This is a genomic window from Stenotrophomonas sp. FSL W7-1447 (assembly GCF_037966425.1).
Lineage (GTDB): Bacteria > Pseudomonadota > Gammaproteobacteria > Xanthomonadales > Xanthomonadaceae > Stenotrophomonas > Stenotrophomonas pavanii.
In genome coordinates this window covers 1,648,050-1,672,004 of record NZ_CP150199.1, presented here as the reverse complement: position 1 = coordinate 1,672,004, position 23,955 = coordinate 1,648,050, and the positions used below count along the sequence as shown (strand labels likewise).

Below are 23,955 nucleotides of genomic sequence, written 5' to 3'. Positions count from 1 at the left end.
CTGATCGTCCTTCCCCGCTCTTCCCTGTCCCACTGCAGCCGCGAGGCCTGCAGTGAGCGCCGCCTTTCCGCCCAGCTGGTATGCCGCCAGCCTGCCCGAACCGCCCGCACTGCCCTCGTTGCAGGGGCGGGTGCAGGCCGACGTTGCGGTGCTGGGCGCCGGCTATACCGGCCTGACCGCCGCACTGGAACTGGCCGCGCGTGGCCAGCGCGTGGTGGTGCTGGAAGCGCAGCGGATCGGCTGGGGCGCGTCCGGCCGCAACGGCGGCCAGGCGCTGGTCGGCTACGGCTGCGAGGTGGACGAACTGGAGCGGCAGCTCGGTCGTGACGATGCGCGCCACCTGTTCGACTGGTCACGCGATGCAGTGCAGGCCATGCGCACGCGCATCGATCGCCACGGCATCGACTGCCACTGGGTCGAAGGCCACGCCAGCGTTGCCATACGCGAACGCCATGAGCGCGACCTGCACGCCAACTGCGAGCATCTTCAGCGCCACTACGACTACCCGATGCAGTGGTGGGACCGCAACGCCCTGCGCGCGCAGCTGGACAGCCCGCGCTACCGTGCCGCGATGTTCGATCCGCTCAGCGCGCACCTGCATCCGCTGGCCTATGCGCGTGGCCTGGCCGACGCCGCGCGCGCGGCCGGCGTGGTGATCCACGAGCATTCAGCGGTAACCCGCGTGCAGCGTGGGCCGCAGCCTGTCCTGCACACCGCACTGGGCAGCGTGCACGCTGCACACCTGGTGATTGCCGGCAATGCGTGGCTGCAGGGCCTGCTGCCCGAGCTGGAGCGCCGGATCATGCCGGTCGGCACCTACATCGGCGCCAGTGAGCCGATCGGAGCCGAGCGTGCCCGGGCGCTGATCGGCAACAACATGGCGGTAGCCGACACCGCCTGGGCACTGGACTACTTCCGCCTCAGCCACGACCACCGGCTGCTGTTCGGTGGCCGTGCCAGTTATTCGGCGCTGCCACCGCCCGGTCTGCGCAGGGTGATGCAGCGGCGCATGCACCAGGTGTTCCCGCAGCTGGCCGACGTGGCCCTGGACCAGGTCTGGGGCGGTTATGTGGACATTACCCGCAACCGCGCCCCGCACTGGGGCCGGCTGGACGGCAACCTGTATTTTGCGCAGGGCTTCTCCGGCCATGGGGTGGCCGCCGCCGGGCTGGCCGGCGAGGTCATCGCGGCCGCCATTGCCGGCCAGAGCGAGCGCCTGGACGTGTTCCAGCGCCTGCGGCATGCGCCCTTCCCCGGCGGCCGGCTGCTGCGCACGCCGCTGCTGGTGGCGGCGATGTCCTGGTACAAGCTGCGGGATGCGCTGTGGTAGTGGATCCCTTGCCTGCCACATGACTTGATCCACTGCCGCCCTTTGTTTGCATAATCGACGCAGGAGCTGGGGGAGCACGTGGATGCAGTGGTGGAAGGACGGCCTGCTGGTGAGGATCCGGGTCAGCCCCGAGGGGCTGGCGCTGGCGTTCGTCTATGCGCTCGCCTGCTGGGCGGCGCGCAAGCTGTCCCTGGACCAGTTTTTCCTGCCCGCCGGTGTGCGGGTGGCCGCCCTCCTACTGTGCCCGCCCCGTCTCTGGCCCTATCTGCTGATCGGCGAGTACGCCTACTTCGCGCATCTGCGCGTCCCCCTGCTGGGCAAGTACGGCCTCACCTGGGTGATCTGCGCATCAGTCTTCCTGATGCCTACCGTTATGCTGATCGTGCAGCTGCACCGGAAACTGCTCGCACGCACCACCGTCGTGGGTGTAATTTCCATCGCGGTCTGCGCGGCTGCGGCGATCAGCCTGCTCAACCTGGGCATCTCCTCCCTGCTTTGGCCACCGTTGCGGGAAACGCCATTTCTCACCCACGTGTTGCGCTACGCGCTGGGCGACTTCACCGGCATCCTTATCCTGGCACCGCTGGCACTGCTGTGGATCCGTCGCGCCGAGGAACAATGGACGGCCCGGTCCGTTGCGGCCGTGGCAGGTGCACTCGGGGCCATGCTGGTCATCGGCCTGCAGGCGACGCCAGTACCTGCATCGATCACCAGCCCGGGCTCGCTGCAGCTGCTGCTTATCCTGCCGATTCCAGCAATCGCCCTGACCTGCCTGCTGGGGTGGCGTGGAGCAGCCATTGGTGTTGCAGCCGTGAACATGATCCTGGGCATGAGTACACCGGCCGATCGCCCAGACGCGTTCGATGCCGCAACCTTCGCCACCCAGCAGGCCATGGCCATCGCCAGCGTCGCCCTGTTGCTGCTGGGTGCGCGCATCACCCACTTCCAGAACCAACACCGGTTACGCGAGGAAGATGGCCGGGCAGCCCTGCAGCTTGCCCGCAACTCGCACTTGGCCAGCGAGATGGAATTGCGCGAACGGGCGGCGCACCTGCGCCAGCTCGGTGATGGCATGGACCTGTCCCTGAATGAGATGGTGAACTGGCTGCATGCCCAGGGTCATCACGCCGTGGCCGACAGCCTGCGGCATACCTCGGAGGTGCACTCGCGCCTGTTCAGGGCCCAGGCCAGCATGATCTATCCCGCCGCCCTGGAACGACTGGGCCTGTATGTGGCACTGCAGGCCGGTGGAGTGCGCGAGGCTTGGGACGCCACACATCGGATCGGGCGGCCCAGGTTGATGGGTGATCCCTGCTCGCTCGGGGTCGGCCTGCAGCTTGCGGCCTACCGACTCGTGGTTGACGCGGTGTCACTGCTCCTGAAATGCGAATCCGGACAGATTTCTGTCAGTATCCGCTGCGGGAACTTCATCCAGAAGCCCGGCGTATTCATCTGCATAGCCCTCGTGGGCCGAAACGAATCATTGGGAACCCGGACCTCGGAACAAGCAAATGAGCATTTGCTGGGCCGAATCCTGGTGCATGGTGGCCACATGGACATCACGGGCAACAGGCTCAGGATCGTGTTGACGGAAGCACAGGGAGATTCCCGCCAGACGGACGCCAACGAATCCATGCGTGGAAGTACGCGCTTCATCGATCCAGGCGCCCCACGGGCCGCGACCTGACTCCCTGCGGAAACGAGATGCAGATCACTACTCAAAAGTGATCTTTGTTCGGCGCACGCCCCCTTACCCCGCCAGGACCGCGCACCACCGCGTGATTGCGCCCCCGTGCTTCTATCGATACTGTCACCCAATGGCGGGTTCAAACAGCACTGGGGCCGCCGCCATGTCACGAGCAAGGGAGGCTTGGGTTGAATTGGTGGAAAAGGGGAATTGAGCTGACGTTCCGCGTACGGCCCTTGGGGCTCGCGATTGCCGCGATGTACGCGATCACGTGTTGGGCCGCCTGGCGGGTCTCTTTGGACCAGTTTTACCTGCCTGCCGGCATTCGTGTAGCGGCTTTGCTTGTGTGTCCGCCTCGCCTCTGGTCCTACCTGCTTATTGGCGAATATGCGTTCTTCGCACAACTGCGCTACCCGCTGATAGATGACTATGGACTCGCGTGGGTCATCCTGGGTTCGGCGTTCCTGCTGCCAGCCGTGGCTCTGGTTGTACATGCGCATCGAAAATTCATGACCGCAAAGGCAGATGCGTGGCTGCTTTCAGTCGCAGTTTCAGCCGCCGTGATTGCTACTGCCTTAAAGCTTGGGCTGTCTCACCTGCTTTCAGAGAACCCTTCAAGCGTGCCGATTGCGACAAGGGCCGTGCGCTTTGTCCTCGGTGACTACATTGCCATTCTGACCGTCGCACCGCTCGCAGTTCTCTGGAGCAGACGCCATGCAATGTACGAATGGAGGCTCTGGCGCTCCCCTCCCACAATCGCTGCTCTCGCAGTGATGCTGGGGCTCGGCCTGGTTACCGCACTGGCCCCCGGCCTGTCGGATGCGAGCAAAACGAGTCTGCAGTTGACCATGGCACTGCCCGTGATCGTGTTGACATGCATTCATGGCTGGCAGGGAGCAGCCATTGGTGTTCCCCTGTTGAATATTCTCATTGCGGTGGTCACCCCTACATCCGGCCTCCTTGGCTCATACGATGATCGAACGTTCACGACGCAGCAGCTGATTGCCATTGCAGGAACGGGGTTGCTGGCACTCGGCTCCCGGATCACCCGGCACTATCATCAACGGGGGCGTAGTGACGCAGACGGACACCAGACCGCTCGGCTATCAAGGTCGGCTCATATGGCGAGCGAGATGGATCTGCGGGAGCGCGCCCTGGATCTCAGGAGAATTGCGGATGGCATTGAAGTTTCCTTGAACAAGACAGTCGACTTGTTGAAGACACACGGCCATCACTCGCCGGCGCTGGATCTTCTTCTCACGTCCACCGCGCATTCCCGCCAGTTCCGCGAATTGACCAGCATGGTATATCCGACCGAAGTCGAGCACGTCGGGCTCTACCTGGCCCTGCAGGTCAGCGGCATTCGCGAAAGCTGGGATCAGACACACAGGGTCACATCTCCCATCCTGACCGGGGATCCCTGCAGATTGAGCATTGCATTGCAGCTGGCGGCCTACCGCACGCTCACCGAGGCCGTTTCATTGCTGCTCAAACAGGAACAAGGACAGATCCAGATACATGCTCGTTGTGGACGACTGAAAGGGCAACAAGGAATTCTGCTCAGAATTGCTCTACTGGACCGTGATCGTGAGCTGCTCGTCGACACCACAAGGTTGGCTATTGAACGCCTGAGTTCGCGTGCACAAGCCTATGGGGGAAAAGTGCACTGCGAAAGGAACCGCGTGCGTGTGCTGCTGCTGGAAACTGCGACCAGCAGCGCGCAAAGCAGCATGCAAGCTGCCTGGACAAGCCGAGTGGACATCGCCTGACGGTCCCCAGTCACTTGAACGCAAGGCCCGGACGATCAGATCATCGCAGGAGCCGGCTCCCGGCTCCTGCTTCGTCGGTGTGCCCCGTCGTGGCGGCCACGCAGAGTGTCCTCAGCCTGCAGCATCCACGGATTCGACGACCCATACAGCGCTCGCGCCTTCCCCATAGACTACCAACGAGAACTCGGCGTTCTGGAACACCACGCGTCGGACGCTCTTTTCGGGCAGACGCAGTCGATGCGAAGGCAGAGATACCTTTGCAGCGCTATTGCCCGCTGGAAGCGTCCAGAACGTCGCATCGACATTTCCCACGATCAGGACGACCTGTCCCGAGAGATCGTTCACCTGGTAGTAACTGATCCCATCACGTTCAAATCCATAAACAAGCCAGTTGGGGTTCGAACTCAGATTCGTGGCTACCGGCAGAGCCTCCCCCAGACCGGTCTGAGCCATATGGATTCCGTTGTCACCACTTGGGCAACACGCCGATGCACTGAAAGCCGACATGGAAAGCAGGACAGCGGCCGGTAGCAACACTCGCAATTCAGAAAATCTCACGCTCACCCCCATGGATGGTTGGAAAGACAACTCCAGGCAATTCCGTTTCGCCACACCGCGACTGGATGGATCTCGACCTCGCTTGAAGGGACTCTTCGTTCGACGCCGTCGTGCCCAAGACACCAGTAAGGATGGCGCGACCCAGCATAACCACGCCGCACTGCAAGCGCCATGAAGGGAATGCCTCCAAACCTGTCCCTGTTCTGCCAGGGATGCCCTGTGCCCGCACCAGAACCGTGCAGGGCAGATCTGTCCGCAAGCGATGGCTCCCGCTAAAGTTGCACCCGAAACTGCCGCTATCCGTGCCGAGTCCCTCCCTCGTGAGCCACCGCATCATGCCCGTCCTGCCGCAGGCCGCCGTCGATGGCGACCTGGCCGATCCGCTGCCGCAGCGGATCCTGCTGGTCGAAAACTCCCGTGCCTTCACCGGCATGCTGCGCGAGGCGATCGAGCAGCGCCTGGAGCTGCCGGTGGTGATCGCTTCCACCCTGGCCGAGGCCGACCGCCTGCTCAGTGAAGAGGGCGGCTGGTTCCTGGTACTGACCGGGCTGGTGCTGGCCGACGGCGACCGCGACGCGGTGGTCGAGTTCTTCCTCAGGCGCGGCCTGCCCACCGTGGTGGTCAGCAGCGTCTACGACGAGGACCTGCGCAAGCGCGTACTGCAGCAGCAGATCATCGACTACGTGCTGAAGAACACGCCGGGCAGCATCGACTATCTGGTGTGGCTGGTGCAGCGCCTGGAGCGCAACCGGCGCATTGCGGCGCTGGTGGTGGACGATTCGCCTTCGGCCCGCGGCTATGCCGCCGCCCTGCTGCGCATGTATGGCCATGAGGTGCACGAAGCAGCCGATGGCAATGAGGGGCTGGCTGCGATCGAAGCGCATCCTGCGATCCGCCTCGCCGTGGTCGACCAGGAAATGCCTGGCATGCAAGGCGTGGAGTTCACCCGCCGCCTGCGCACCCTGCGCTCGCGCGACAAGGTGGCAGTGATCGGCATTTCCGGCAATACCGATGCCTCGCTGATTCCGCGCTTCCTGAAGAACGGCGCCAACGACTTCCTGCGCAAGCCGTTCTCGCGCGAGGAATTCTTCTGCCGGGTCTCGCAGAACGTGGATCAGCTGGAGCTGATCGGCACCCTGCAGGACCTGGCCACCCGCGACTTCCTCACCGGCCTGCCGAACCGCCGCTGCTTCCTGGAACAGAGCCAGCGCCAGCTGCCGCAGCTGCAGCTGCATGGCCAGTGCGTGGCGGTGGCAATGATCGACATCGACCACTTCAAGCACATCAACGACACTTACGGTCACGAAGCCGGCGATGACGCGCTGCGTGCGGTGGCCGGAGCGGTGGCCGCGCATGCCCGCAGCCACGACCTGACCGCCCGGTTCGGCGGCGAGGAGTTCTGCCTGCTGGTGCCGGACATGGAGCAGGACGAGGCCCTGCTGTACTTCGAGGAACTGCGCCAGCGCATCGCCGCGCTGGAAGTGGACATCGGCACCGCCAGCCTGCGCATGACGGTGAGCATCGGCCTGTGCTGCCTGCGCCCGCAGCGCGATGCACTGCACCGGCTGATCTCCGAAGCCGACCGCCAGCTGTACCTGGCCAAGGCCGGCGGCCGCAACCGGGTCAGCTGCACCACGGTGGCCAGCCCGCTGCGCCCGCGCGAGCCCGCGCTGACCTGACCGGGCAGCCTTGATCCAGATCAACGCCGCGCCGCCGCGGCAGCTCTACAGTCAGCCCCGACATACGCATGAAGGGGAGCCGGGGATGGCACTACTGGTCTGGCAGGACGATCTGAACATCGGCATCGATGTGATCGACCAACAACACCGCCGCATCATCGAGATGCTCAACCACCTGCACGTGGCCCAGGCCAGCATGCAGCGTGCGGCAGTGGGCGAAGTGATCGACGAAGTGGTGGACTACACCATGTCGCACTTCGCGTTCGAGGAAGAACTGATGGAGGAAGCGGGCTATCCGTTCTGTGCCGCGCACAAGCGCGTGCACGAGGTCTTCATCAAGCGGGTATCGGAGTACCGCATGCGCTTCCAGGCCGGCGAGGACATCAGCGACGAGCTGCGCACCATGCTCTCGCGCTGGCTGTTCAACCACATCCGTGGCGACGACCAGGCGTATGCCGAACAGGTCAAGGCACACCTGAACCAGTTCGCCCGCGAACACCAGGGCGGTGGCTGGCTGGGGCGCACGCTCAAGCGCTTCTTTGGCTGAGCCGCAGCGCGCGCCGGTGCAGGGCCACCAGCGCGCACAGCGTGGCCACCGCGGTGAGGCACAGGTAGTAGCCGACCGCGACCAGGCCGAAACGCTCGGCCAGCCAGGTGGCCAGGTACGGCGCCGGCGCCGCGCCGAGGATGCCGGCCAGGTTGAATGACAGCGACGCGCCGGTGTAACGCACTTCCACCGGGTAGATCTCGGCCAGGAAGGTGCCGCAGGGGCCGTAGGTCAGCCCCATCAGGAACAGGCCCAGGCACAGGAACGCGGTGACCAGCCACGGGCTGTGCGGCTGGAACAACGGCGCGAACAGTACGCCGAAGCCGATGATCAGCACGCTGGCGACGATCATGGTGCGACGCGTGCCCCAGCGGTCGCCATAGCGTGCCGACAATGGGATGCCCAGTGCGAAGAACACCATGCCGGCCATCTGCATCAGCAGGAACTGCTCGCGGCTGTAGCCCAGCACCGCAGTGCCGTGGCCAAGGCTGAACACCGTCATCAGGTAGAACAGCACGAAGGTGGCGAACGCCCCCAGCGTGCCCAGCAGCATCGGCACCGGATGGTCACGCAGCACGGTCCACATCGGCAGCCGCACTGGCGCCTTGCGCTCCAGTGCCTGCTTGAAGTCGGGCGTCTCATGGATGTTCAGGCGCACCCACAGGCCCAGGCCGACCAGCAGCGCGCTGGCCACGAACGGGATACGCCAGCCCCACTGCAGGAAATCATCCTGGCTCAGGCAGCGGCCAAGCACCAGGAAAATGCCCGCCGACAACAGGAAGCCGATCGGCGCGCCCAGCTGCGGGAACATGCCGTACCAGGCACGCTTGCCCGGCGGCGCGTTCTCGGTGGCCAGCAGCACCGCCCCACCCCACTCGCCGCCCAGCCCCAGGCCCTGGCCGAAGCGGCACAGCGCCAGCAGCGCCGGCGCCCCCAGGCCGATCTGTGCGTGCGTCGGCAGCAGGCCGATCAGCACCGTGGACAGGCCCATGGTCAGCAACGCCGCGACCAGCGTCGCCTTGCGGCCGATGCGGTCACCGAAATGGCCGAACACCGCAGAGCCGACCGGGCGCGCGATGAGCGCCACGGCGAAGGTCGCCAGTGACTGCAGCAGGGCCGCCTGCTCGCTGCTGTCCGGGAAGAACAGGTGCGGGAACACCAGCACGGCCGCCGTGGCGTAGATGTAGAAATCGAAGAACTCGATGGTGGTGCCGATCAGGCTGGCCAGCAGGACACGACTGGGAGAATTCACGGGCGGTGCGGCAGCGGTGATCGTCGACATCGGCAACACGGGTAACGGCGGATCGCCCGATTCTGCCACGGGCTGGCGGCCGCACGGGACGATGGTTTCAGCCGACACCGATGCCAACGAAATTTTTCGGGCCGCCCGCTAGGCTGCGCCACCGGTCCCTGCATGGATGCTTTGCCGATGACTGCAGTCGCGCTGTCGTGGTCCGATTCGCCGAAGCTGCCGCGCATGGTGGCATGGCTGATGGTGCTGCTGGTGCATGGGTTGATGGCAGTGTGGCTGCTGGGCAGTGGCAGGATGACGCTGCCCAGCGACGAAGCTGCCAGGATTTCATTGCGCTGGTTACCGCCGGAGCAACCCGCGGCGGTACAACCACACCCGGCGCTGCCCTCCGCATCGGCGGCGCGACCCGCCGCATCGACAGCGTCCCGTCCGGCCCCGGCCGCACCCACGGATGCCATCGCGCCCGCGTCCGAGGAACCGCCTGCAACGGCGCCACTGTTGCTGGGCCTGCCTGCGGGCAGCATCGATGGCGGTGACGGCATCAGCGCAGCGGGCGTGGCGCCGCGCCTGATCGGTCGGCGCGAGGTCCATCCCGCGTTCGGGCCGCGCCGCAATTACTTCCGGATCCGTCGGCAGATGAGCCCCGAGCAGATCGTGCATGGCGTGGCGCAGCTGCTGGGCTTGTGGCCACCCGGCTACACCGTCGACCCGTGCGAGCTGGGCAAGCAGGACATGGACTATTTCCAGAACGCCGTCGAAGAAGCCGACCGCGACGTGCTGCGTGCGGCAGTGCTGCAGGTGAGTGCCCGCTGCCGGTAGCGGCACGCCTTTGTAGAGTCGAGCCATGCTCGACTGCGCTTCGCGGGATGCAGCCGAGCATGGCTCGGCTCCACAAAAGAACGAACGGCAGTCGAGCAAGGCTCGACTCTACAAAGGGCGAACAGCGGTCAAGCAGCCACGTCGTTACAACTGGATCCAGGTGGCCTTGATCTCGCTGTACTTGTCGAACGCATGCAGTGATTTGTCGCGTCCATTGCCGGACTGTTTGTAGCCACCGAACGGGGCGGTCATGTCACCGCCATCCCAGCCGTTCACCCACACGCTGCCTGCACGCAGCTGGCGCGCGACGCGGTGGGCACGGCCCAGGTCCCGCGTCCACAGGCCCGCCGCCAGGCCGTAGCGGCTGTCGTTGGCCACGCGCACGGCTTCAGCCTCATCCTCGAAGCCCAGTACGGCCAGCACCGGCCCGAACACCTCCTCGCGCGCCAACGCGTGGTCTGGACGCACCTGGTCGAACACCGTGGGCTGCACATAGCAGCCTCCGGCTTCCACGTCGGCCCGACGGCCGCCCAGCAGCAGGCGAGCGCCCTCGCCTTCGGCGCGCGTGATATCGGCCAGCACCTTGTCCACGTGCGCGGCGTCGACCAGCGCACCCATCGGTGCATCGGCGTCCAGTGGATGGCGGGGCTGCATGCGCTGGCCGTAGGCAACCACCTGGTGCACGAAATCCTCGCGGATCGAGCGCTGTACCAGCAGCCGCGAGCCGGCGGTGCAGACTTCGCCCTGGTTGAAGAAGATGCCCTGGGCCACCGACCTGGCGGCGGCGTCCAGATCGGGAGCGTCGGCGAACACCACGTGCGGGCTCTTGCCACCGCACTCCAGCCAGACCCGCTTGAGGTTGGATCGCCCTGAATACTGCAGCAGCTTCGCGCCCGTGGCCGTGGAACCGGTGAAGGCCAGCACGTCCACGTCCATGTGCAGGGCCAGCGGCTCGCCGACCCGCGCGCCCTGGCCGGGCAGCACGTTCAGCACCCCGTCCGGCAGGCCCGCCTCGGCGGCCAGCGCAGCCAACCGCAGCGCTGTCAGGGGCGACCGCTCCGAAGGCTTGAGCACCACCGAATTGCCCATGGCCAGCGCCGGTGCGATCTTCCAGCAGGCCATCAGCAGCGGGAAATTCCACGGCACGATCGCCGCCACCACGCCGGCAGGCTCGCGCGTGACCAGCCCCAGCACATGCAGGCCGGTGGGTGCGATTTCGCCGTACAGCTTGTCCACCGCTTCGGCGGTCCAGCCCAGGCAGCGCACCACAGCGGGCAGATCGATGCGGCGCGCGTCGCGCACCGGCTTGCCCATGTCCAGGGTTTCCAGCAGCGCCAGCGCGTCCGCGTGTTTCTCCACCAGGGCCGCCAAGGCCAGCAGCACCCGCTTGCGGTGGGCCGGGCTGGCCTGCGACCAGTGGCCGGCCTCGAAGGCACGCCGCGCCGCCAGCACCGCACGCTCCACGTCCTGCGCATCGCAGTCGGCAACCGCTCCCAGTACGCGGCCATCGATCGGGCTGATGCAGTCGAAGCGGGCGCCGCTGGCGGCGTCGGTGTAGCGGCCATCGATGAAGGCCTGTCCAGGCATCGAAAGCTGCTGCGACAGCACCTGCCAGTGGCTGCGGTCGGGAAAGTCGGCCATGTCGGGCTCCTCGGAACAGTCGCCCCGGTTATACCGGCGTGGCCGCGACTCCACCGTGACGTGGCTGCGCTACATTCACCCCATCGGACCCGACGGAGCCGGCATGAAGCATCCCGCGAGCGACCTGCACGACCTGGCTACCCAGCGCCCGGAATCACTGGAGGCGTACTGGATGCCGTTCACCGCCAACCGCCAGTACAAGGCCGCCCCGCGTGTGCTGGTACGTGCCGAGGGCATGCACTACGAGGATGTCGACGGCCGCCAGATCCTCGACGGCACCGCCGGCCTGTGGTGCTGCAATGCCGGCCATGCCCGCCCGCGCATCGTCGAGGCCATCGTCGAGCAGGCGCGCACGCTGGACTACTCACCCGCCTTCCAGATGGGCTCGCCGCCGGCGTTCGCACTGGCGCAGCGGTTGGCCGCGCTGGCACCGGGGCCGCTCAACCATGTGTTCTTCACCAGCTCCGGCTCCGAGGCGGTGGATACCGCGATGAAGATCGTGCTGGCTTACCACCGCCAGCGTGGCGAAGGCCAGCGCACCCGTTTCATCAGCCGCGAGAAGGCCTACCACGGCGTCGGCTTCGGCGGCATGGCGCTGGGCGGGCTGCCCAACAACCGCAAGTCGTTCGCCCTGCAACTGGGCGGTGTGGACTACCTGCGGCACACCCTGGATCTGCAGCGCAATGCCTTCAGCAAGGGCCTGCCACGCCAGGGCGCGGAGCTGGCCGACGACCTGGAACGACTGATCGCACTGCATGACGCCTCCACCATCGCCGCAGTGTTCGTCGAACCCATTGCCGGTTCGGCCGGGGTGATCCTGCCCGCGCCCGGCTACCTGCAACGCCTGCGCGAGCTGTGCGACCAGCACCGCATCCTGCTGGTGTTCGACGAGGTCATCACCGGTTTCGGCCGTGTCGGCATGCCCTTCGCCGCGCAGCGTTTCGGGGTCACCCCGGACCTGCTGACGTTCGCCAAGGCGGTCAGCAATGGCGCGGTGCCACTGGGCGGCGTACTGGTGGCCGATGCGGTGCATGCCGGGCTGATGCAGGCGCCGCCGCAAGCCATCGAGCTGTTCCACGGCTACACCTGGTCCGGGCACCCGCTGGCCTGCGCCGCGGCGCTGGCGACACTGGACGTCTACGCCGAGGAACGCCTGTTCGAGCGCGCCATCGAGCTGGGCGAGTACTGGCAGCAACGGCTGCATGCGCTGCAGGGCCTGCCCAACGTGATCGACATCCGCAACTTCGGCCTGGTCGGCGCGGTCGAGCTGGCGCCGCGCCGCGATGCGCCCGGCAGCCGGGGCTACGAGGTCTACCGGCGTTGCTTCCACGACGGCCGGCTGCTGGTGCGCTGCACCGGCGACATCATCGCGCTGTCGCCGCCGCTGATCGTGGACAAGGCGCAGATCGACCAGATCACCGGCACCCTGGGCGAGATGATCCGGGCCACCGCCTGAGCCGGGCCGGCGGTGGCGAGCAGGTACAATGGGCGGTTCCGCTCCTGCTCGCTGCCGTGCCCATGGATATCGTCGTCAAAGAAGAACTCAAGGCCTACATCGACCCGCTGACCGCGGACGAACATGACGCGCTGGAGCGCAGCATCCTGGCCGAAGGCTGCCGTGACGCACTGGTGCTGTGGGGCAACGTACTGGTCGACGGCCACAACCGTTTCGGCATCTGCCAGAAGCATGGCCTACCCTTCAACACCGTGCAGAACACCCGCTTCCAGAGCATGGAAGACGTGCATCTGTGGATGATCGAGCAGCACCTGGGCCGGCGCAGCGTGTCCGACTTCCAGCGCGGCGTGCTGGCGCTGCGCAAGCGCGACATCCTGGCCGCCCGCAAGCAGGTCGAGCAGGCGCAGCTGCAGCGCGAGAGCGATGGCACCGCTGACGTTGCCGACGAGGGCGAAGACAGCCCGCCGTGGGAGCCGGCACCGAAGATCAGCCGCGCCGAGCTGGCCCGCGAGGCCAAGCTGAGCACCAGCCAGGTCGGCATGATCGAGCGCATCCACGCCCAGGCCGCGCCCGAAGTGGTCGAAGCGGTGAAGGCCGGCGTGATCTCGATCAGCGCTGCCGCCGCCGTGGCCGACCTGCCGGAGGATGAGCAGCGCGCGGCCGCGGCCGGTGGCAAGGACGAGTTGAAGCAGGCTGCCAAGCGCGTGCGTGAATCCAAGCGCAAGCCGCGCGCACCGAAGCCGGACGCGGCCGAGATGGATGTCGAAGAGCCCAGCGAGGACGAGATCGCCAGCCGCGACGCCGAGGTCCTGTCGGCGCTGGAGCTGCTGGGCGAGGATGCAGCGGCACTGCGCCGTCGCGTGGTCGCGCTGACCCGCGAGAACGATACCCTGCGCGCGCAGCTGGCCGCGCTGCGCAAGCAGGTAGTGCCGGCCGCTGGCCGGCAACCCCATGAAGGTATCGGGTGAACTGAAGATGCCGGCCAGCGGCCGGCACTACCAGATGCTCATGCCGTGCCGGTTAGACTTCCGGCATGACGCCTGTCCACGATCCGCGCCGCGCCCAGCTGCGGCGCCTGAAAGCCCTCGCACTGGGCCTGCTGCTGTTGATGCTGGCGGGTTTCGCGGTCAGCCACTGGCAGGGCGAGCGCGGCATCTGGGCCTGGGTCTCGGCCTTCTGCGAAGCGGCAGCCGTGGGCGCATTGGCCGACTGGTTCGCGGTCGTCGCGCTGTTCCGGCGGCCGATGGGCCTGCCGATTCCGCACACCGCGATCATCCCGCGCAGCAAGGAGCGCATCGGCGACAGCCTGGCGCTGTTCGTGCGCGACCAGTTCCTGGAGCCGGGCGTGCTGCTGGCCAAGCTGCAGGTGTTCGACCCGGCCAGCCGCCTCGGCAGTTGGCTGGCCGATCCGGCGCGCTCACGGATGCTGGCCGACATGGCCCGCGGCTGGGCGTTGCAGGCGCTGGATTTCTTCGACGAAACCGCGGTGCGCCGGCAGCTGCACGCCTTCGTGGTGCAGCAGCTGCGGCAGTGGAATGCCGCCGCCACCGCCGGTGAACTGCTGGCGCTGCTGACCGCCGACGGACGCCACCAGCGGGTGCTGGACGAGGGCCTGCAGCGGCTCGGCCGTTGGCTGGAACAGCCGCAGGTGAAAGAGCGCGCTTCGCAGCTGATCGTGGGCTACATCCAGCGCGAATGGCCGACCCTGTCGAGCACGGTGAACTGGGTCAAGCCGATCGACGAGATCGGCGACAGCCTGGCCGAGCGCCTGGCACGCGCGGTGCTGGAGGAACTGCAGCAGGTGCTGGCCGAGCCGCAGCATCCGCTGCGCCAGGACTACGAGGCCTGGCTGCAGAATTACGTACAGCGCCTGCGCGCGGACCCGGCGCTGGCCGAACGCATCGAACAGCTCAAGCAGGACATGATCGACCACCCCGCCCTGCAGGACTACGTGCAGGGGTTGTGGGCACGGATCCACGCCAGCCTGCGCGCCGACCTGCAGCGCGAAGACTCGGCGCTGGTCGGTCACCTGCAGCGCAGCCTGGCGTCGCTGGGCAGCAGCCTGCAGGCCGACCCGGCGCTGCGCGAGGCGCTGAACCAGCACCTGCTGGAAGGGGCGCAGCGCTTGACCGGCCGCCTACGCGAAGGAGTGACCACGCATATCGCGCAGACCGTGAAGGGCTGGGACGAGCGCCATCTGGTCGAGCAGCTGGAACTGAGCGTGGGTCGCGACCTGCAGTTCATCCGCTTCAATGGCACGCTGGTCGGCGGTCTGATCGGCCTGCTGCTGCATGCGGCAACCGTCGTCTTCAGGTTCTAGCCACCACCGCCCGCTGGCGGCGTCATGCTTGATTCAAGAAATGCGAATGCCTATCATTTGCTGATGGGTCGTGCACTTGGGCGGACGGGTGCGGAAGACGCATCCCTTGCCCGCCTGCCTCCCACCCAGGACTGCGCGCCGGCGCGGGCAGTGCTCCGTTGACGGGACCTCGCTCGGCCACATGCGCAGGGCGCAAGGAGGCCGCGGCGCGTTCCCTCCTCCCTTCCATCTTCAGGAACGCCGTGGACCGCTCGCCCGCAACCGCCCGCCCCTTGTTCTCCAATCCCCGCTGGGGCGTGCTGTCACGCTCGCTGGCCGCGATCTTCGGCGGCTACGCACTGGCTTCGGCCACCAGCGTGTTCTGCGCGGTGGCACTGCCCGGCCCCCGCGGCCAGGCCGTGCTGACCGGCATGCTGCTGGCCATCCTGGTGGCCGCCTGCGCGGCGTTGTGGGCGTTTGCCACCCGCAGCGCGCTGCGCGCCTGGGCCGGCATCCTGGCGCCGGCGTTGCTGATGGCGGCCGTCGCCCGGCTGCTGGGGGCCTGGGCATGAAGAACGGATTCCGCCAATCGATGGCCTGGCTGCACACCTGGACCGGCCTGCTGGTCGGCTGGTTGCTGCTGCTGATCTTCATGGCCGGCACCGCCAGTTACTACCGCGAGGAAATCAGCCGCTGGATGCGCCCGGAGCTGCCCTCCAGCAACGTCAGCATCGACGTCGCCGCGCAGCGCGCCGTCGACTACCTGCAGGTCAACGCGGCCCAGGCCGGGAACTGGTTCGTTACCCTGCCGCAGCCGCGCAACCCGGCCATGCAGATGTTCTGGCGGCTGCCGCCGGAGCAGGCCGACCCCAGTCGTGGCCGTCGCGGTGGTTTCGGCGAAGCCACGCTGGACCCGAACAGTGGCCAGGCGCTGAAAGCCCGCGAAACCCGCGGCGGTGACTTCTTCTACCGCCTGCACTTCGACCTGCACTACATCCCCGTGCTGTGGGCGCGCTACCTGGTCGGCTTCTGCGCGATGTTCATGCTGGTGGCGATCATCACCGGCGTCATCACCCACAAGAAAATCTTCAAGGATTTCTTCACCTTCCGCAAGGACAAGGGCCTGCGTTCCTGGCTGGATTTCCACAACGTCAGTGCGGTGATGGCGCTGCCTTACCACGCCATGATCACCTATACCGGCATCGTCACCCTGATGGTCATGTACCTGCCGTGGGGGGTGAAGGTGGCCTACCCGCAGGACGAGGACGCGTTCTTCAGCGAGGCCTTCGGTGGCATGCCGGAGGTGACTGCACCGGCCGAAGGACGCGCCGCGCCGCTGCCGATCGCACAGTTGCTGGACAGCGCACGTGCGCACTGGCGCGGCGTGGAAGTGGCCGGCTTCACCGTGTCCAACCCGGGGGCGGCCAATGCGGTGATCGACATCCGCCAACGCGACGGCAAGCGCCTGTCCACCGATACCCCGGCCGTGCGCTACGACATGGTCAACGGCACGCTGCTGGCGGAAACGCCGCCTTCCGGCGGTGCCACGGCGACCCGCGGCGTGCTGTACGGCCTGCACCTGGCGCGCTTCGCCGATTGGGGCCTGCGTGCCCTGTTCTTCCTGTCCGGCCTGGTCGGCTGCCTGATGGTGGCCAGTGGCGTGGTGCTGTGGGCGGTGAAGGAACGGCCGAAGCACGCCAAGAGTGGACGCACCGGCTTTGGCCTGCGCCTGGTCGATGCGCTGAACATCGGCACCGTGGCGGGCCTGCCGATCGCGTTCGCGGCCTATTTCTGGGGCAATCGCCTGCTGCCGCTGGACATTGCCGAACGCTCCAGCGCGGAGGCCAACGTGTTCTTCTGCGCCTGGGGCGGCGCGCTGCTGGCCGCCTTCCTCTGGCCGAAGCGGATGATGTGGGCCTGGCAGCTGTATCTGGGTGCGGCCGCATTCGCGCTGGTGCCGGTCATCAATGCAATGACCACGCACGCCCACCTCGGCGTGACCCTGCGCAACGGCGACTGGGCACTGGCCGGCGTTGATCTGTCGATGCTCGCGTTCGGCGCGATGCTGGCCCTGTGTGGCTGGCGCATGCAGCGCTGGACGCCACCGTTGAGTGCGGCCGAGAAGAAGAAGCGCGCGGCCACCGCCGCTGTGTCGAAGGCACCCGTGGACGCGACGGAAGCGGGAGCCCGCGCATGATGCTGCTGGCGCTGGCCCTGTCGTTCTCTGCGTTCACCGCCCTGTCGCTGGCGATGGAAAGACACCAGCACGACCTGCACGGCAAGGCCGCGGCCACGCTGGCACGGCGCACGCAATGGCGGCTGCTGGGCTGGACGCTGCTGACGGCGGCGTTCGCGGTGTGCGTGGCCGACCACGGCTGGGCGATGGGGCCGGTGCTGTGGCTGGGCACGATGACACTGAGCGGCGTGGCGCTGTCGTTCGGGCTGTACCCGTACCGGCCGAACTGGATCGCGCCGCTGGCGATCGTGCTGCCGGTGGCCGGGCTGCTGGTGGCGGTGCTGTAACAGAGCCACCGGGGTCGGAGCCCTTGCGTGCAGCGCAAGGGCTCGGGCCCCGGGCGTCGCCTCACCCCAACCGCTTCAGTTCCCACGCGCGGTGGATGCGCGCGTTGCGTTCGAAATCCGGGCCAAGGGTGCGTGCGGTGATCTCGCGGCACTGGGCGAATTCGGCGATCGCATTTTCTTCCAGCTTGAAGCGGCGGAAGTTGTTGGAGAAGTACAGCACGCCACCCGGTGCCAGCCGCGCCACGGCCGCCCGCAGCAGCTTCACCTGTTCGCGCTGCACGTCGAAATCGTCGGCGCGGGCGGAGTTGGAGAAGGTCGGCGGATCACAGAAGATCACGTCGTACTGGCCACGGTCGCCCTCCAGCCAGGCCATCGCATCGGCCTGCACCAGCAGGTGCTGGTTGCCGCCCTGCCCGTTCAACGCCAGGTTGTCGTAGCACCACTGCAGGTAGGTCGCCGACAGGTCGACGCTGGTGGTGCTGGCGGCACCGGCCACGGCGGCCTGCACGCTGGCCACGCCGGTATAGCAGAACAGGTTGAGGAAACGCTTGCCGCGCACCTGCTCGGCCATCATCCGGCGCAGCGGACGGTGGTCGAGGAACAGGCCGGTGTCCAGGTAGTCGAACAGGTTCACCTGCAGCAGTGCATGGTTCTCGCGCACCACGATGAACTCGTCACGCTGCTCGAAGCGGCCGTACTTGCTGCCGCCCTTGCCGCGCTCGCGCGACTTCATCGACACCTGTTCCGGTGGCACGCCGAATACTTCGCGCGCGGCGGCCAGCAACTCGTTGCGGCGGCGGCGCACGTCGTTCTCGGGAATCGCTGCCGGTGCCGCGTATTCCTGCACATGCAGGAAGGTGCGCCGCCTGCCCCCGTCTTCCTCGTAGACATCGATGGCCGCCGCGTACTCCGGCAGGTCGGCGTCGTAGGCGCGGAAGCAGGTGATGTCCTCGCGGGCACGCCAGCTCTTGAACTTCTTCAGGTTCTTGCGCAGCCGGTTGGCCACCATCTGCGCGCCTTCGCTCAGCTCGCGCGGCTGGGCCGGATCACGGCCCGGCACGGCAATCGGATCGCAGACGATCAGCGCGCATTCCAGCGCACCGTTGAACATCTGGTACTTCTTGCTGGCGCGCAGGCCGGTCGCAAAGGCCAGTTCGTCGTTGCCACACAGCAGGCTGGCGCGCCACTGCGGCACCGCCTTCTGCAAGGCATTGCCCAGTGCGCGGTACAACGCCGGATCGGCGGCCAGGCGCTCGTCGTACGGTGGGTTGCAGACCACCGCACCGATCTCCTGTTCCGGCGCGGCCAGGTCGGCGACATCGGCGCGGGTGAAGCGGATCGCGTGGGCGACGCCGGCGACCTCTGCATTCTCACGGGCCGCCTGGATCGCGGCCGGGTCGATGTCGCTGCCGTGGATGACCGGCTTCAGCGCGGCCAGGCCGGCCGCTTCACGCTCACGTGCTTCGCTCTGGATGGACTTCCAGGCCGCCTTGTCGAAGCCCAGCCAGCGGCTGGGCGGCAAGCTGCCATGGCGCATCAGGCCAGGGGCAACATCGGCGGCCATCAGTGCGCCTTCGATCAGCAGCGTGCCGCTGCCACACATCGGGTCCAGCAGGCCACCACCGGCGGCATGCAGGCGCGGCCATTGCGCGCGCAGCAGCAGCGCAGCGGCCAGGTTTTCCTTCAGCGGCGCCTCGTGGGCGGCACCGCGCCAGCCCCGGCGATGCAGCGGGCCGCCACCGAGGTCGATCGACAGCGAGGCGCGGCCCTTGCGCAGCGAGAGGTTGACGCGCACGTCGGGCAGGTCGGTGTTGACCGAGGGCCGTTCCAGGCCTTCATCGCGCATGCGGTCGACGATGGCATCCTTGATCCGCTGCGCGGCAAAGCGCGCGTGGGTGATCTTGTCGCCGGACACATGCGCGTCCACCGCCAGGGTCATCTCCGGCGTGATGTGCTCGTGCCACGGCAGCGCGCGCACCCCGTCATACAGGGCCTGCTCGTCCGGGCACTCGAACTCGTCGATCGGCCACAGCACGCGGCTGGCCAGGCGCGACCACATCACGATCCGCAGCGCCTGCGCCAGTTCGCCCTCGGCGTTGACGCCGGCAATGGTGGCGGTGGCCTTGCCAAGGCCCAGGGCCGACAGTTCATCGGCAAGCAGGTATTCCAGGCCCTTGGCGCAGGAGACGAAGAATTTCACGGGATCGGTTCGCAGGTGGTCGGGCGCGGCACAGGGGCCGGGCCGGTCGGAAAGGAGGGCCGTAGGCACGGCCGGCAGGCCCGCGCCGGGGGCGGCGGGGCTGCCATTGTAGTCAAAGCGGGCGGGCGCGCCGTGCGCCCGGGTTTCACAGTTGCCGCAGCAGGCGCTCGAAGGCCTGCGCGGAAGCCTCCACGTGGCGCTCGAGGCGGTGCCCATCGTCGACCAGCAGCAGCTGCGCCGAACGCGCCTGCGCCCAGGCGATCACTCCGGCGGCCGGGACCACATCGTCATGCCAGGCCTGGACCACGGTGGTCGGCACGGCGGCAGCGTCCAGCGCCGGCATCGGGCCCATCGTGGTCGGCGGCACCATCAGGAACAGGCCGGCGACCGGTACCTGCAACGAGGCGATGGCGGAGATGTAGGCGCCCAGGCTGGAGCCGGCCAGCACCACCGGCCCCTGCCGGGCAGCGATGGCGGCGCGTTCAACCAGGCGGCGCAGGCGGGTCGGCACGTCGCCCACCCGGCTGACCTCGCTCATCGCGTCCAGGTCGGTGTAGTCGGGGCGCTCGTGGGTCCAGCCCAGGCGTTGCGCCACCTCAGCCAGCGCGGTGACCTTGGTTGCCTCCGGACCGCTCTCGAAGCCATGGGACAGGATGCAGTGACCGCGGCTCATGCGCGCGCTCCGTGGGCGCGGGCCAACCAGGAAAGAGAAGGCAGGTTCATGCCGCAATGCTAGCATCGCCGGATGCCCAACCCGCTCCTGCCCGGCCTGCAGCTGCAGCCCCTGCCCTACCACGACCGACTGCCGCTGCGCGATCCGGCCACGCTGGAGATGGTGGTGATCCACTGCACCGAGCTGCCCGATCTGGCGACGGCCCGCGAGTACGGCGAGCGCGTGCTGTACGACAGCGGTGCCGGCAACAGCGGGCACTTCTACATCGACCGCGATGGCAGCGTGGTGCAGTACGTTGCGCCCGAACGCGTGGCCCACCACGTGCGCGGCATGAACGCGCATACGCTGGGCATCGAGCTGGTCAATACCGGGCGCTACCCGCACTGGTTCGACAGCCGTCACCAGGCGATGGACGAGGCCTACACCGAGGCGCAGCTGGAAGCGCTGGAGCGGCTGCTGCAGGCGCTGGTGGTGCGCTATCCGTCGCTGCAGCGGATTGCCGGGCATGACCAGCTGGACCTGGAGCAGGTGCCGGCCAGCGATGATGCGGCACTGACGGTGGCGCGCAAGCGCGACCCGGGGCCGCTGTTCCCGTGGGCGCGGGTGCTGGCGAAGGTGCCGCTGCAGCCGGTTGGGTAAGTGGCAGGGCTGCGCCCTGCACCCGCAGAAGCAACGTCAACGTCAAGAGCTGGCATTCCGAGGGATGGCGGGGTGGCTCCGCGATCCCTTCGAATCGACACGGGGTCGGATCCCGTCGCTACGCAACGGGCTCTGACCCGATTTTCGGTTGATGGGGTCAGAACCGTTCTCCGTTGGAAAACGGATCCGACCCCGCGCGGCTCAGGCGCCGGTCGCCACCGGGCGGCTGCTGTCGCTCACCCAGCCGCTCCAGGAATCGGCATAGATGCGTGCGCCGGACAGGCCGGCCGTTTCCATCGCCAGTAGCAGGTGGCAGGCGGTCACGCCCGAGCCGCACATCAGCACCACCTGCTGCGGATCGCGATTGCCGATCACGCCCTGCAGCTCGGCGCGCAGCGCCTGTGGGTCGCGCAGGCGGCCGTCGAGCACGTTCAGCGCAAACGGGCGATTGACTGCGCCCGGCACATGCCCTGCCACCGGGTCCAGCGGCTCGACTTCGCCGCAGAAGCGTTCGCCCGCGCGGGCGTCGACCAGCCAGCCCGGCGCGTGCTTCAGCCGTGCACTGATTTCATCGGCGTTGGCGATCTGCGTGGTGTCGAAACGGCCCGGGTAGGCAGGTAACGCCGTCACTTCAGCCGGCCCGCTCGCCAGCGCGTGACCGGCGGCCTGCCAGGCGGCGATGCCGCCATCGAGCACGGCCACCCGGGTGTGCCCGATCAGGCGCAGCAGCCACCACAGGCGCGCGGCGGCCATGCTGCCATCGCTGCCGTCGTAGACCACCACCTGGGTGTCAGGACCGATACCCCACTGGCCGAGCTTCGCGGCGAAGGCATCGCTGTCCGGCAGCGGATGGCGACCGTGGCCGACGCGCGACAGATCGGACAGGTCACGATTGAGATCGGCATGCACCGCACCCGGGATATGGCCGGCCAGATACTGGCTGCTTCCCGCCTGCGGGTCGGCCAGCGAAGCACGCGCATCCACCACGCGCACGGCAGTGCTGGCGGTGGCGCGCGCATCGACCACGCGCACGCCGTCACCCAGCGTGGCGGCCAGGGTGGCGACATCGACCAGGGTGGTCCACGGCGGATCGATCGGCTTCATTGCACTTGCTCCAGGCGGCGACGCAGGTTGTAGAGAATGGCGGCGGTCGCGCCCCAGATGCGCTGGCCCGGCCAGCCATACTCCAGGACGTGTCGAACCCGGCCGCGATGCGTGATTTCGACCTGGCGCAGGCTGTCGGCCGCCATCAGATAATCCAGTGGCACCTCGAACACCTCGGCCACCTCACTGGGCTGCGGCACCGGCACGAAATCCGGATCGACCACCGCCACCACCGGCGTGACCCGGTAGCCGGTGATCGTCACGAAAGGATCGAGATACCCCAGCGCCTGCACCTGGCCGGGCGCCAATGCGATTTCTTCCTGGCTCTCGCGCAGTGCGGCCGCCAGCGCGTCGCGGTCGTCAGGCTCGGTGCGGCCGCCGGGGAATCCGACCTGGCCCCCGTGCGTGCGCAGGGTTTCGGTGCGACGGGTGAGGATCACCTGCGCGCCGTTGGCACGCGGCACGATGCCGGCCAGCACTGCCGCTTCCACTGGCGGCCCGGGCGGCAGCAGGTCGATCAGCTCGCTGCGGTTCCAGCCGTCGCCGACCGGCGGTTCGGCCAGCGGGTGCAGCGCGCGCATCAGCCGTTCGTGGTCGGCCAGCGAACCGCGCAGCGACTGCTGCAGTTGCTGGCGCAGGGGCTGCACGCGATGCAGGATGCGACTGCGTTCCTCGTTGCTCATCGACGACCACCGCGCGATCTCATCGATATGCCGCGCGCAGCCGGTGCATTGCCGGTGCGGATCCAGCGTGCACACTCCGATGCAGGGACTTGCGACAACACGCGCCGATTCTTCCATTGTTTGCACCCGGCAACAGTAGCGCGATCGGGCTGAATTTGCGCGCGATGATGCGGCACGCAGCGCACTGCGCAAACAGAAACGCGCCGGTGGAACCACCGGCGCGTTTCGTCTGCTGCTTTGATTTACTTGACGCTGACCAGCTTGATCTCGAACTGCACAGCCACGTTCGGCGGGAACGGGGTGCGCGGGTCGGCACCGTAGGCCTGGTCCGGCGGCAGGGTGACTTCCCACTTCGAGCCGGCCGGCATCTGCAGCAGGGTCTCGCGCATGGCCTTCATTTCGACTTCGCTGACCTTGATCGACGGGATCTGCTGGGCCGGGCGGGCTTCGGTCGGGCGCTGGCCGTACGGGAACGGACCGGCCACTTCCAGCTGCACGGTGCTGGCCTGGGTCGGCTTGGCACCCTTGCCGGCTTCGATCACGCGGTACTGGACGCCGCTCGGCAGGGACTGCACGCCGGCCTTGGCCTTGTTCGCCGCGATGAACTGATCGCTCTTGGTCTTGTTTTCGGCAGCCGCCTTTTCGTACTCGGCCTTGGCAGCCTGGGCACGGCCCTGCTCGCGCTTCTGGAACGCTTCAACGGCCGGCTTCAGCTGCTCGGCGGTGATCGCCGGCTGCTTCTTGGCGTAGGCATCCTGCAGGCCCTTCACCACCGAGTTGATGTCCAGCTGCTCACCACGACCGGTCAGCTCCGCCAGGTTGTTGCCGTAGTCGTAACCGAAGTAGTAGCTCAGCTTGCCCTTTTCGGACGAGACGTCCTGGGCGAAGGCATTGCCCGTCAGGGCCAGGGCCGCGACGGCGACCGCGATAGAACGCAACTTCATCAAACAGTTCTCCAGGGGTGGTAACTCAGGGACGTTCTGCGCCGCCCTGAGGCGACGGGTTAGGATAACGGGCGCAACGTGTAACCGCCACTCACGATGCAGGCTATGACCCGTCTGCGTTTGCAGAGTTCAATATCACTTTTTTTTAACGT

The 23,955-nt window shown here is 67.4% G+C and carries 21 protein-coding genes; 13 read left to right on the top strand and 8 right to left on the bottom strand.

Annotation, left to right across the window (positions count from 1 at the left end; genetic code table 11):
* The first annotated feature begins 91 nt into the window (after window positions 1-91).
* From NSQ78_RS07705 to NSQ78_RS07695, 3 genes are all read left to right on the top strand, one after another.
* Window positions 92-1,330: an FAD-binding oxidoreductase gene (locus NSQ78_RS07705; RefSeq protein WP_194434206.1), complete on the top strand. Its 1,239-nt coding sequence runs from the start codon at window positions 92-94 to the stop codon at window positions 1,328-1,330.
* 82 nt (window positions 1,331-1,412) lie between these two features.
* Window positions 1,413-3,017: an MASE1 domain-containing protein gene (locus NSQ78_RS07700; protein WP_064238016.1), complete on the top strand. Its 1,605-nt coding sequence runs from the start codon at window positions 1,413-1,415 to the stop codon at window positions 3,015-3,017.
* A gap of 188 nt (window positions 3,018-3,205) precedes the next feature.
* Complete coding sequence (locus NSQ78_RS07695) at window positions 3,206-4,786, top strand: MASE1 domain-containing protein (RefSeq protein ID WP_064238015.1); 1,581 nt, start codon at window positions 3,206-3,208, stop codon at window positions 4,784-4,786.
* Between the two features lie 111 nt (window positions 4,787-4,897).
* On the opposite strand, the gene NSQ78_RS07690 is transcribed toward NSQ78_RS07695, so the two are convergent.
* Window positions 4,898-5,239 carry a hypothetical protein gene (locus NSQ78_RS07690; RefSeq protein ID WP_223224845.1) on the bottom strand — a complete coding sequence of 114 codons (342 nt, stop codon included), beginning with the start codon at window positions 5,237-5,239 and terminating at the stop codon, window positions 4,898-4,900.
* Between the two features lie 440 nt (window positions 5,240-5,679).
* Between NSQ78_RS07690 and NSQ78_RS07685 the strand changes: the two genes are divergently transcribed.
* Window positions 5,680-7,023 carry a diguanylate cyclase gene (locus NSQ78_RS07685; RefSeq protein ID WP_057493495.1) on the top strand — a complete coding sequence of 448 codons (1,344 nt, stop codon included), beginning with the start codon at window positions 5,680-5,682 and terminating at the stop codon, window positions 7,021-7,023.
* An 85-nt stretch (window positions 7,024-7,108) separates the two neighbouring features.
* On the top strand, window positions 7,109-7,570 hold the full coding sequence (locus tag NSQ78_RS07680; protein WP_004151683.1) for a bacteriohemerythrin: 462 nt from the start codon (window positions 7,109-7,111) through the stop codon (window positions 7,568-7,570).
* Here NSQ78_RS07680 and NSQ78_RS07675 read toward each other — a convergent pair.
* Window positions 7,551-8,843, bottom strand: a complete 1,293-nt coding sequence (locus NSQ78_RS07675) for an MFS transporter (protein WP_339208653.1) — start codon at window positions 8,841-8,843, stop codon at window positions 7,551-7,553. The genes NSQ78_RS07680 and NSQ78_RS07675 overlap by 20 nt on opposite strands.
* Window positions 8,844-8,999: 156 nt before the next feature.
* Here NSQ78_RS07675 and NSQ78_RS07670 point away from each other — a divergent pair, with 156 nt between their 5' ends.
* Window positions 9,000-9,641 (top strand): hypothetical protein, encoded by a 642-nt coding sequence (locus NSQ78_RS07670; protein WP_064238013.1) that lies wholly within the window; start codon window positions 9,000-9,002, stop codon window positions 9,639-9,641.
* 144 nt (window positions 9,642-9,785) lie between these two features.
* Here the strand turns inward: NSQ78_RS07670 and NSQ78_RS07665 are convergent, their stop codons facing one another.
* Complete coding sequence (locus tag NSQ78_RS07665) at window positions 9,786-11,282, bottom strand: aldehyde dehydrogenase (RefSeq protein ID WP_339208298.1); 1,497 nt, start codon at window positions 11,280-11,282, stop codon at window positions 9,786-9,788.
* A 103-nt stretch (window positions 11,283-11,385) separates the two neighbouring features.
* Here NSQ78_RS07665 and NSQ78_RS07660 point away from each other — a divergent pair, with 103 nt between their 5' ends.
* The 6 genes from NSQ78_RS07660 (at window position 11,386) to NSQ78_RS07635 (ending at window position 17,560) form a co-directional block, all read left to right on the top strand.
* Entirely contained in the window at window positions 11,386-12,738 is a 1,353-nt protein-coding gene (locus NSQ78_RS07660) for an aspartate aminotransferase family protein (protein WP_064238011.1), read from the top strand.
* 62 nt (window positions 12,739-12,800) lie between these two features.
* A complete protein-coding gene (locus NSQ78_RS07655; protein ID WP_064238010.1) occupies window positions 12,801-13,706 on the top strand; it encodes a plasmid replication/partition related protein in 906 nt (301 codons plus the stop codon).
* 65 nt (window positions 13,707-13,771) lie between these two features.
* Window positions 13,772-15,058, top strand: a complete 1,287-nt coding sequence (locus NSQ78_RS07650) for a DUF445 family protein (RefSeq protein WP_049469536.1) — start codon at window positions 13,772-13,774, stop codon at window positions 15,056-15,058.
* A 242-nt stretch (window positions 15,059-15,300) separates the two neighbouring features.
* A complete protein-coding gene (locus tag NSQ78_RS07645) occupies window positions 15,301-15,609 on the top strand; it encodes a DUF3649 domain-containing protein (protein WP_049469538.1) in 309 nt (102 codons plus the stop codon).
* Entirely contained in the window at window positions 15,606-17,234 is a 1,629-nt protein-coding gene (locus NSQ78_RS07640) for a PepSY-associated TM helix domain-containing protein (RefSeq protein WP_064238008.1), read from the top strand. Before NSQ78_RS07645 ends, NSQ78_RS07640 begins: the two co-directional genes overlap by 4 nt.
* Complete coding sequence (locus NSQ78_RS07635; protein WP_064238007.1) at window positions 17,231-17,560, top strand: DUF3325 domain-containing protein; 330 nt, start codon at window positions 17,231-17,233, stop codon at window positions 17,558-17,560. The genes NSQ78_RS07640 and NSQ78_RS07635 overlap by 4 nt, the downstream gene beginning before the upstream one ends.
* A 61-nt stretch (window positions 17,561-17,621) precedes the next feature.
* On the opposite strand, the gene rlmKL is transcribed toward NSQ78_RS07635, so the two are convergent.
* Entirely contained in the window at window positions 17,622-19,760 is a 2,139-nt protein-coding gene (gene rlmKL, locus NSQ78_RS07630) for a bifunctional 23S rRNA (guanine(2069)-N(7))-methyltransferase RlmK/23S rRNA (guanine(2445)-N(2))-methyltransferase RlmL (protein WP_053505180.1), read from the bottom strand.
* A 145-nt stretch (window positions 19,761-19,905) separates the two neighbouring features.
* The gene (locus NSQ78_RS07625; protein WP_024958728.1) at window positions 19,906-20,433 is read right to left on the bottom strand and encodes an alpha/beta hydrolase; all 528 of its coding nucleotides are present in this window, start codon (window positions 20,431-20,433) and stop codon (window positions 19,906-19,908) included.
* Window positions 20,434-20,505: 72 nt separating this feature from the next.
* On the opposite strand from NSQ78_RS07625, the gene NSQ78_RS07620 reads away from it, so the two are divergent.
* The gene (locus NSQ78_RS07620; protein WP_049469548.1) at window positions 20,506-21,072 is read left to right on the top strand and encodes an N-acetylmuramoyl-L-alanine amidase; all 567 of its coding nucleotides are present in this window, start codon (window positions 20,506-20,508) and stop codon (window positions 21,070-21,072) included.
* 201 nt (window positions 21,073-21,273) lie between these two features.
* Here NSQ78_RS07620 and NSQ78_RS07615 read toward each other — a convergent pair whose 3' ends face one another.
* The 3 genes from NSQ78_RS07615 to NSQ78_RS07605 all read right to left on the bottom strand — a co-directional run bounded on the left by NSQ78_RS07615 (window position 21,274) and on the right by NSQ78_RS07605 (window position 23,803).
* Window positions 21,274-22,176 carry a sulfurtransferase gene (locus NSQ78_RS07615; protein ID WP_064238006.1) on the bottom strand — a complete coding sequence of 301 codons (903 nt, stop codon included), beginning with the start codon at window positions 22,174-22,176 and terminating at the stop codon, window positions 21,274-21,276.
* The gene (locus NSQ78_RS07610) at window positions 22,173-22,976 is read right to left on the bottom strand and encodes a CoA pyrophosphatase (protein ID WP_064238005.1); all 804 of its coding nucleotides are present in this window, start codon (window positions 22,974-22,976) and stop codon (window positions 22,173-22,175) included. The genes NSQ78_RS07615 and NSQ78_RS07610 overlap by 4 nt, the downstream gene beginning before the upstream one ends.
* A gap of 125 nt (window positions 22,977-23,101) precedes the next feature.
* A complete protein-coding gene (locus NSQ78_RS07605) occupies window positions 23,102-23,803 on the bottom strand; it encodes an FKBP-type peptidyl-prolyl cis-trans isomerase N-terminal domain-containing protein (RefSeq protein WP_005408797.1) in 702 nt (233 codons plus the stop codon).
* Between the last annotated feature and the right edge of the window lie 152 nt (window positions 23,804-23,955).

What these genes read in the sequence shown, in the direction of transcription:
- NSQ78_RS07700 (WP_064238016.1), top strand. Translation starts at nt 1,413, where the DNA reads ATGCAGTGGTGGAAGGACGGCCTGCTGGTGAGGATCCGGGTCAGCCCC.
- NSQ78_RS07690 (WP_223224845.1), bottom strand. Translation starts at nt 5,239, where the DNA reads ATGGCTCAGACCGGTCTGGGGGAGGCTCTGCCGGTAGCCACGAATCTG.
- NSQ78_RS07685 (WP_057493495.1), top strand. Translation starts at nt 5,680, where the DNA reads ATGCCCGTCCTGCCGCAGGCCGCCGTCGATGGCGACCTGGCCGATCCG.
- NSQ78_RS07680 (WP_004151683.1), top strand. Translation starts at nt 7,109, where the DNA reads ATGGCACTACTGGTCTGGCAGGACGATCTGAACATCGGCATCGATGTG.
- NSQ78_RS07670 (WP_064238013.1), top strand. Translation starts at nt 9,000, where the DNA reads ATGACTGCAGTCGCGCTGTCGTGGTCCGATTCGCCGAAGCTGCCGCGC.
- NSQ78_RS07665 (WP_339208298.1), bottom strand. Translation starts at nt 11,282, where the DNA reads ATGGCCGACTTTCCCGACCGCAGCCACTGGCAGGTGCTGTCGCAGCAG.
- NSQ78_RS07660 (WP_064238011.1), top strand. Translation starts at nt 11,386, where the DNA reads ATGAAGCATCCCGCGAGCGACCTGCACGACCTGGCTACCCAGCGCCCG.
- NSQ78_RS07655 (WP_064238010.1), top strand. Translation starts at nt 12,801, where the DNA reads ATGGATATCGTCGTCAAAGAAGAACTCAAGGCCTACATCGACCCGCTG.
- NSQ78_RS07650 (WP_049469536.1), top strand. Translation starts at nt 13,772, where the DNA reads ATGACGCCTGTCCACGATCCGCGCCGCGCCCAGCTGCGGCGCCTGAAA.
- NSQ78_RS07640 (WP_064238008.1), top strand. Translation starts at nt 15,606, where the DNA reads ATGAAGAACGGATTCCGCCAATCGATGGCCTGGCTGCACACCTGGACC.
- NSQ78_RS07635 (WP_064238007.1), top strand. Translation starts at nt 17,231, where the DNA reads ATGATGCTGCTGGCGCTGGCCCTGTCGTTCTCTGCGTTCACCGCCCTG.
- NSQ78_RS07625 (WP_024958728.1), bottom strand. Translation starts at nt 20,433, where the DNA reads ATGAGCCGCGGTCACTGCATCCTGTCCCATGGCTTCGAGAGCGGTCCG.
- NSQ78_RS07620 (WP_049469548.1), top strand. Translation starts at nt 20,506, where the DNA reads ATGCCCAACCCGCTCCTGCCCGGCCTGCAGCTGCAGCCCCTGCCCTAC.
- NSQ78_RS07615 (WP_064238006.1), bottom strand. Translation starts at nt 22,176, where the DNA reads ATGAAGCCGATCGATCCGCCGTGGACCACCCTGGTCGATGTCGCCACC.
- NSQ78_RS07610 (WP_064238005.1), bottom strand. Translation starts at nt 22,976, where the DNA reads ATGGAAGAATCGGCGCGTGTTGTCGCAAGTCCCTGCATCGGAGTGTGC.
- NSQ78_RS07605 (WP_005408797.1), bottom strand. Translation starts at nt 23,803, where the DNA reads ATGAAGTTGCGTTCTATCGCGGTCGCCGTCGCGGCCCTGGCCCTGACG.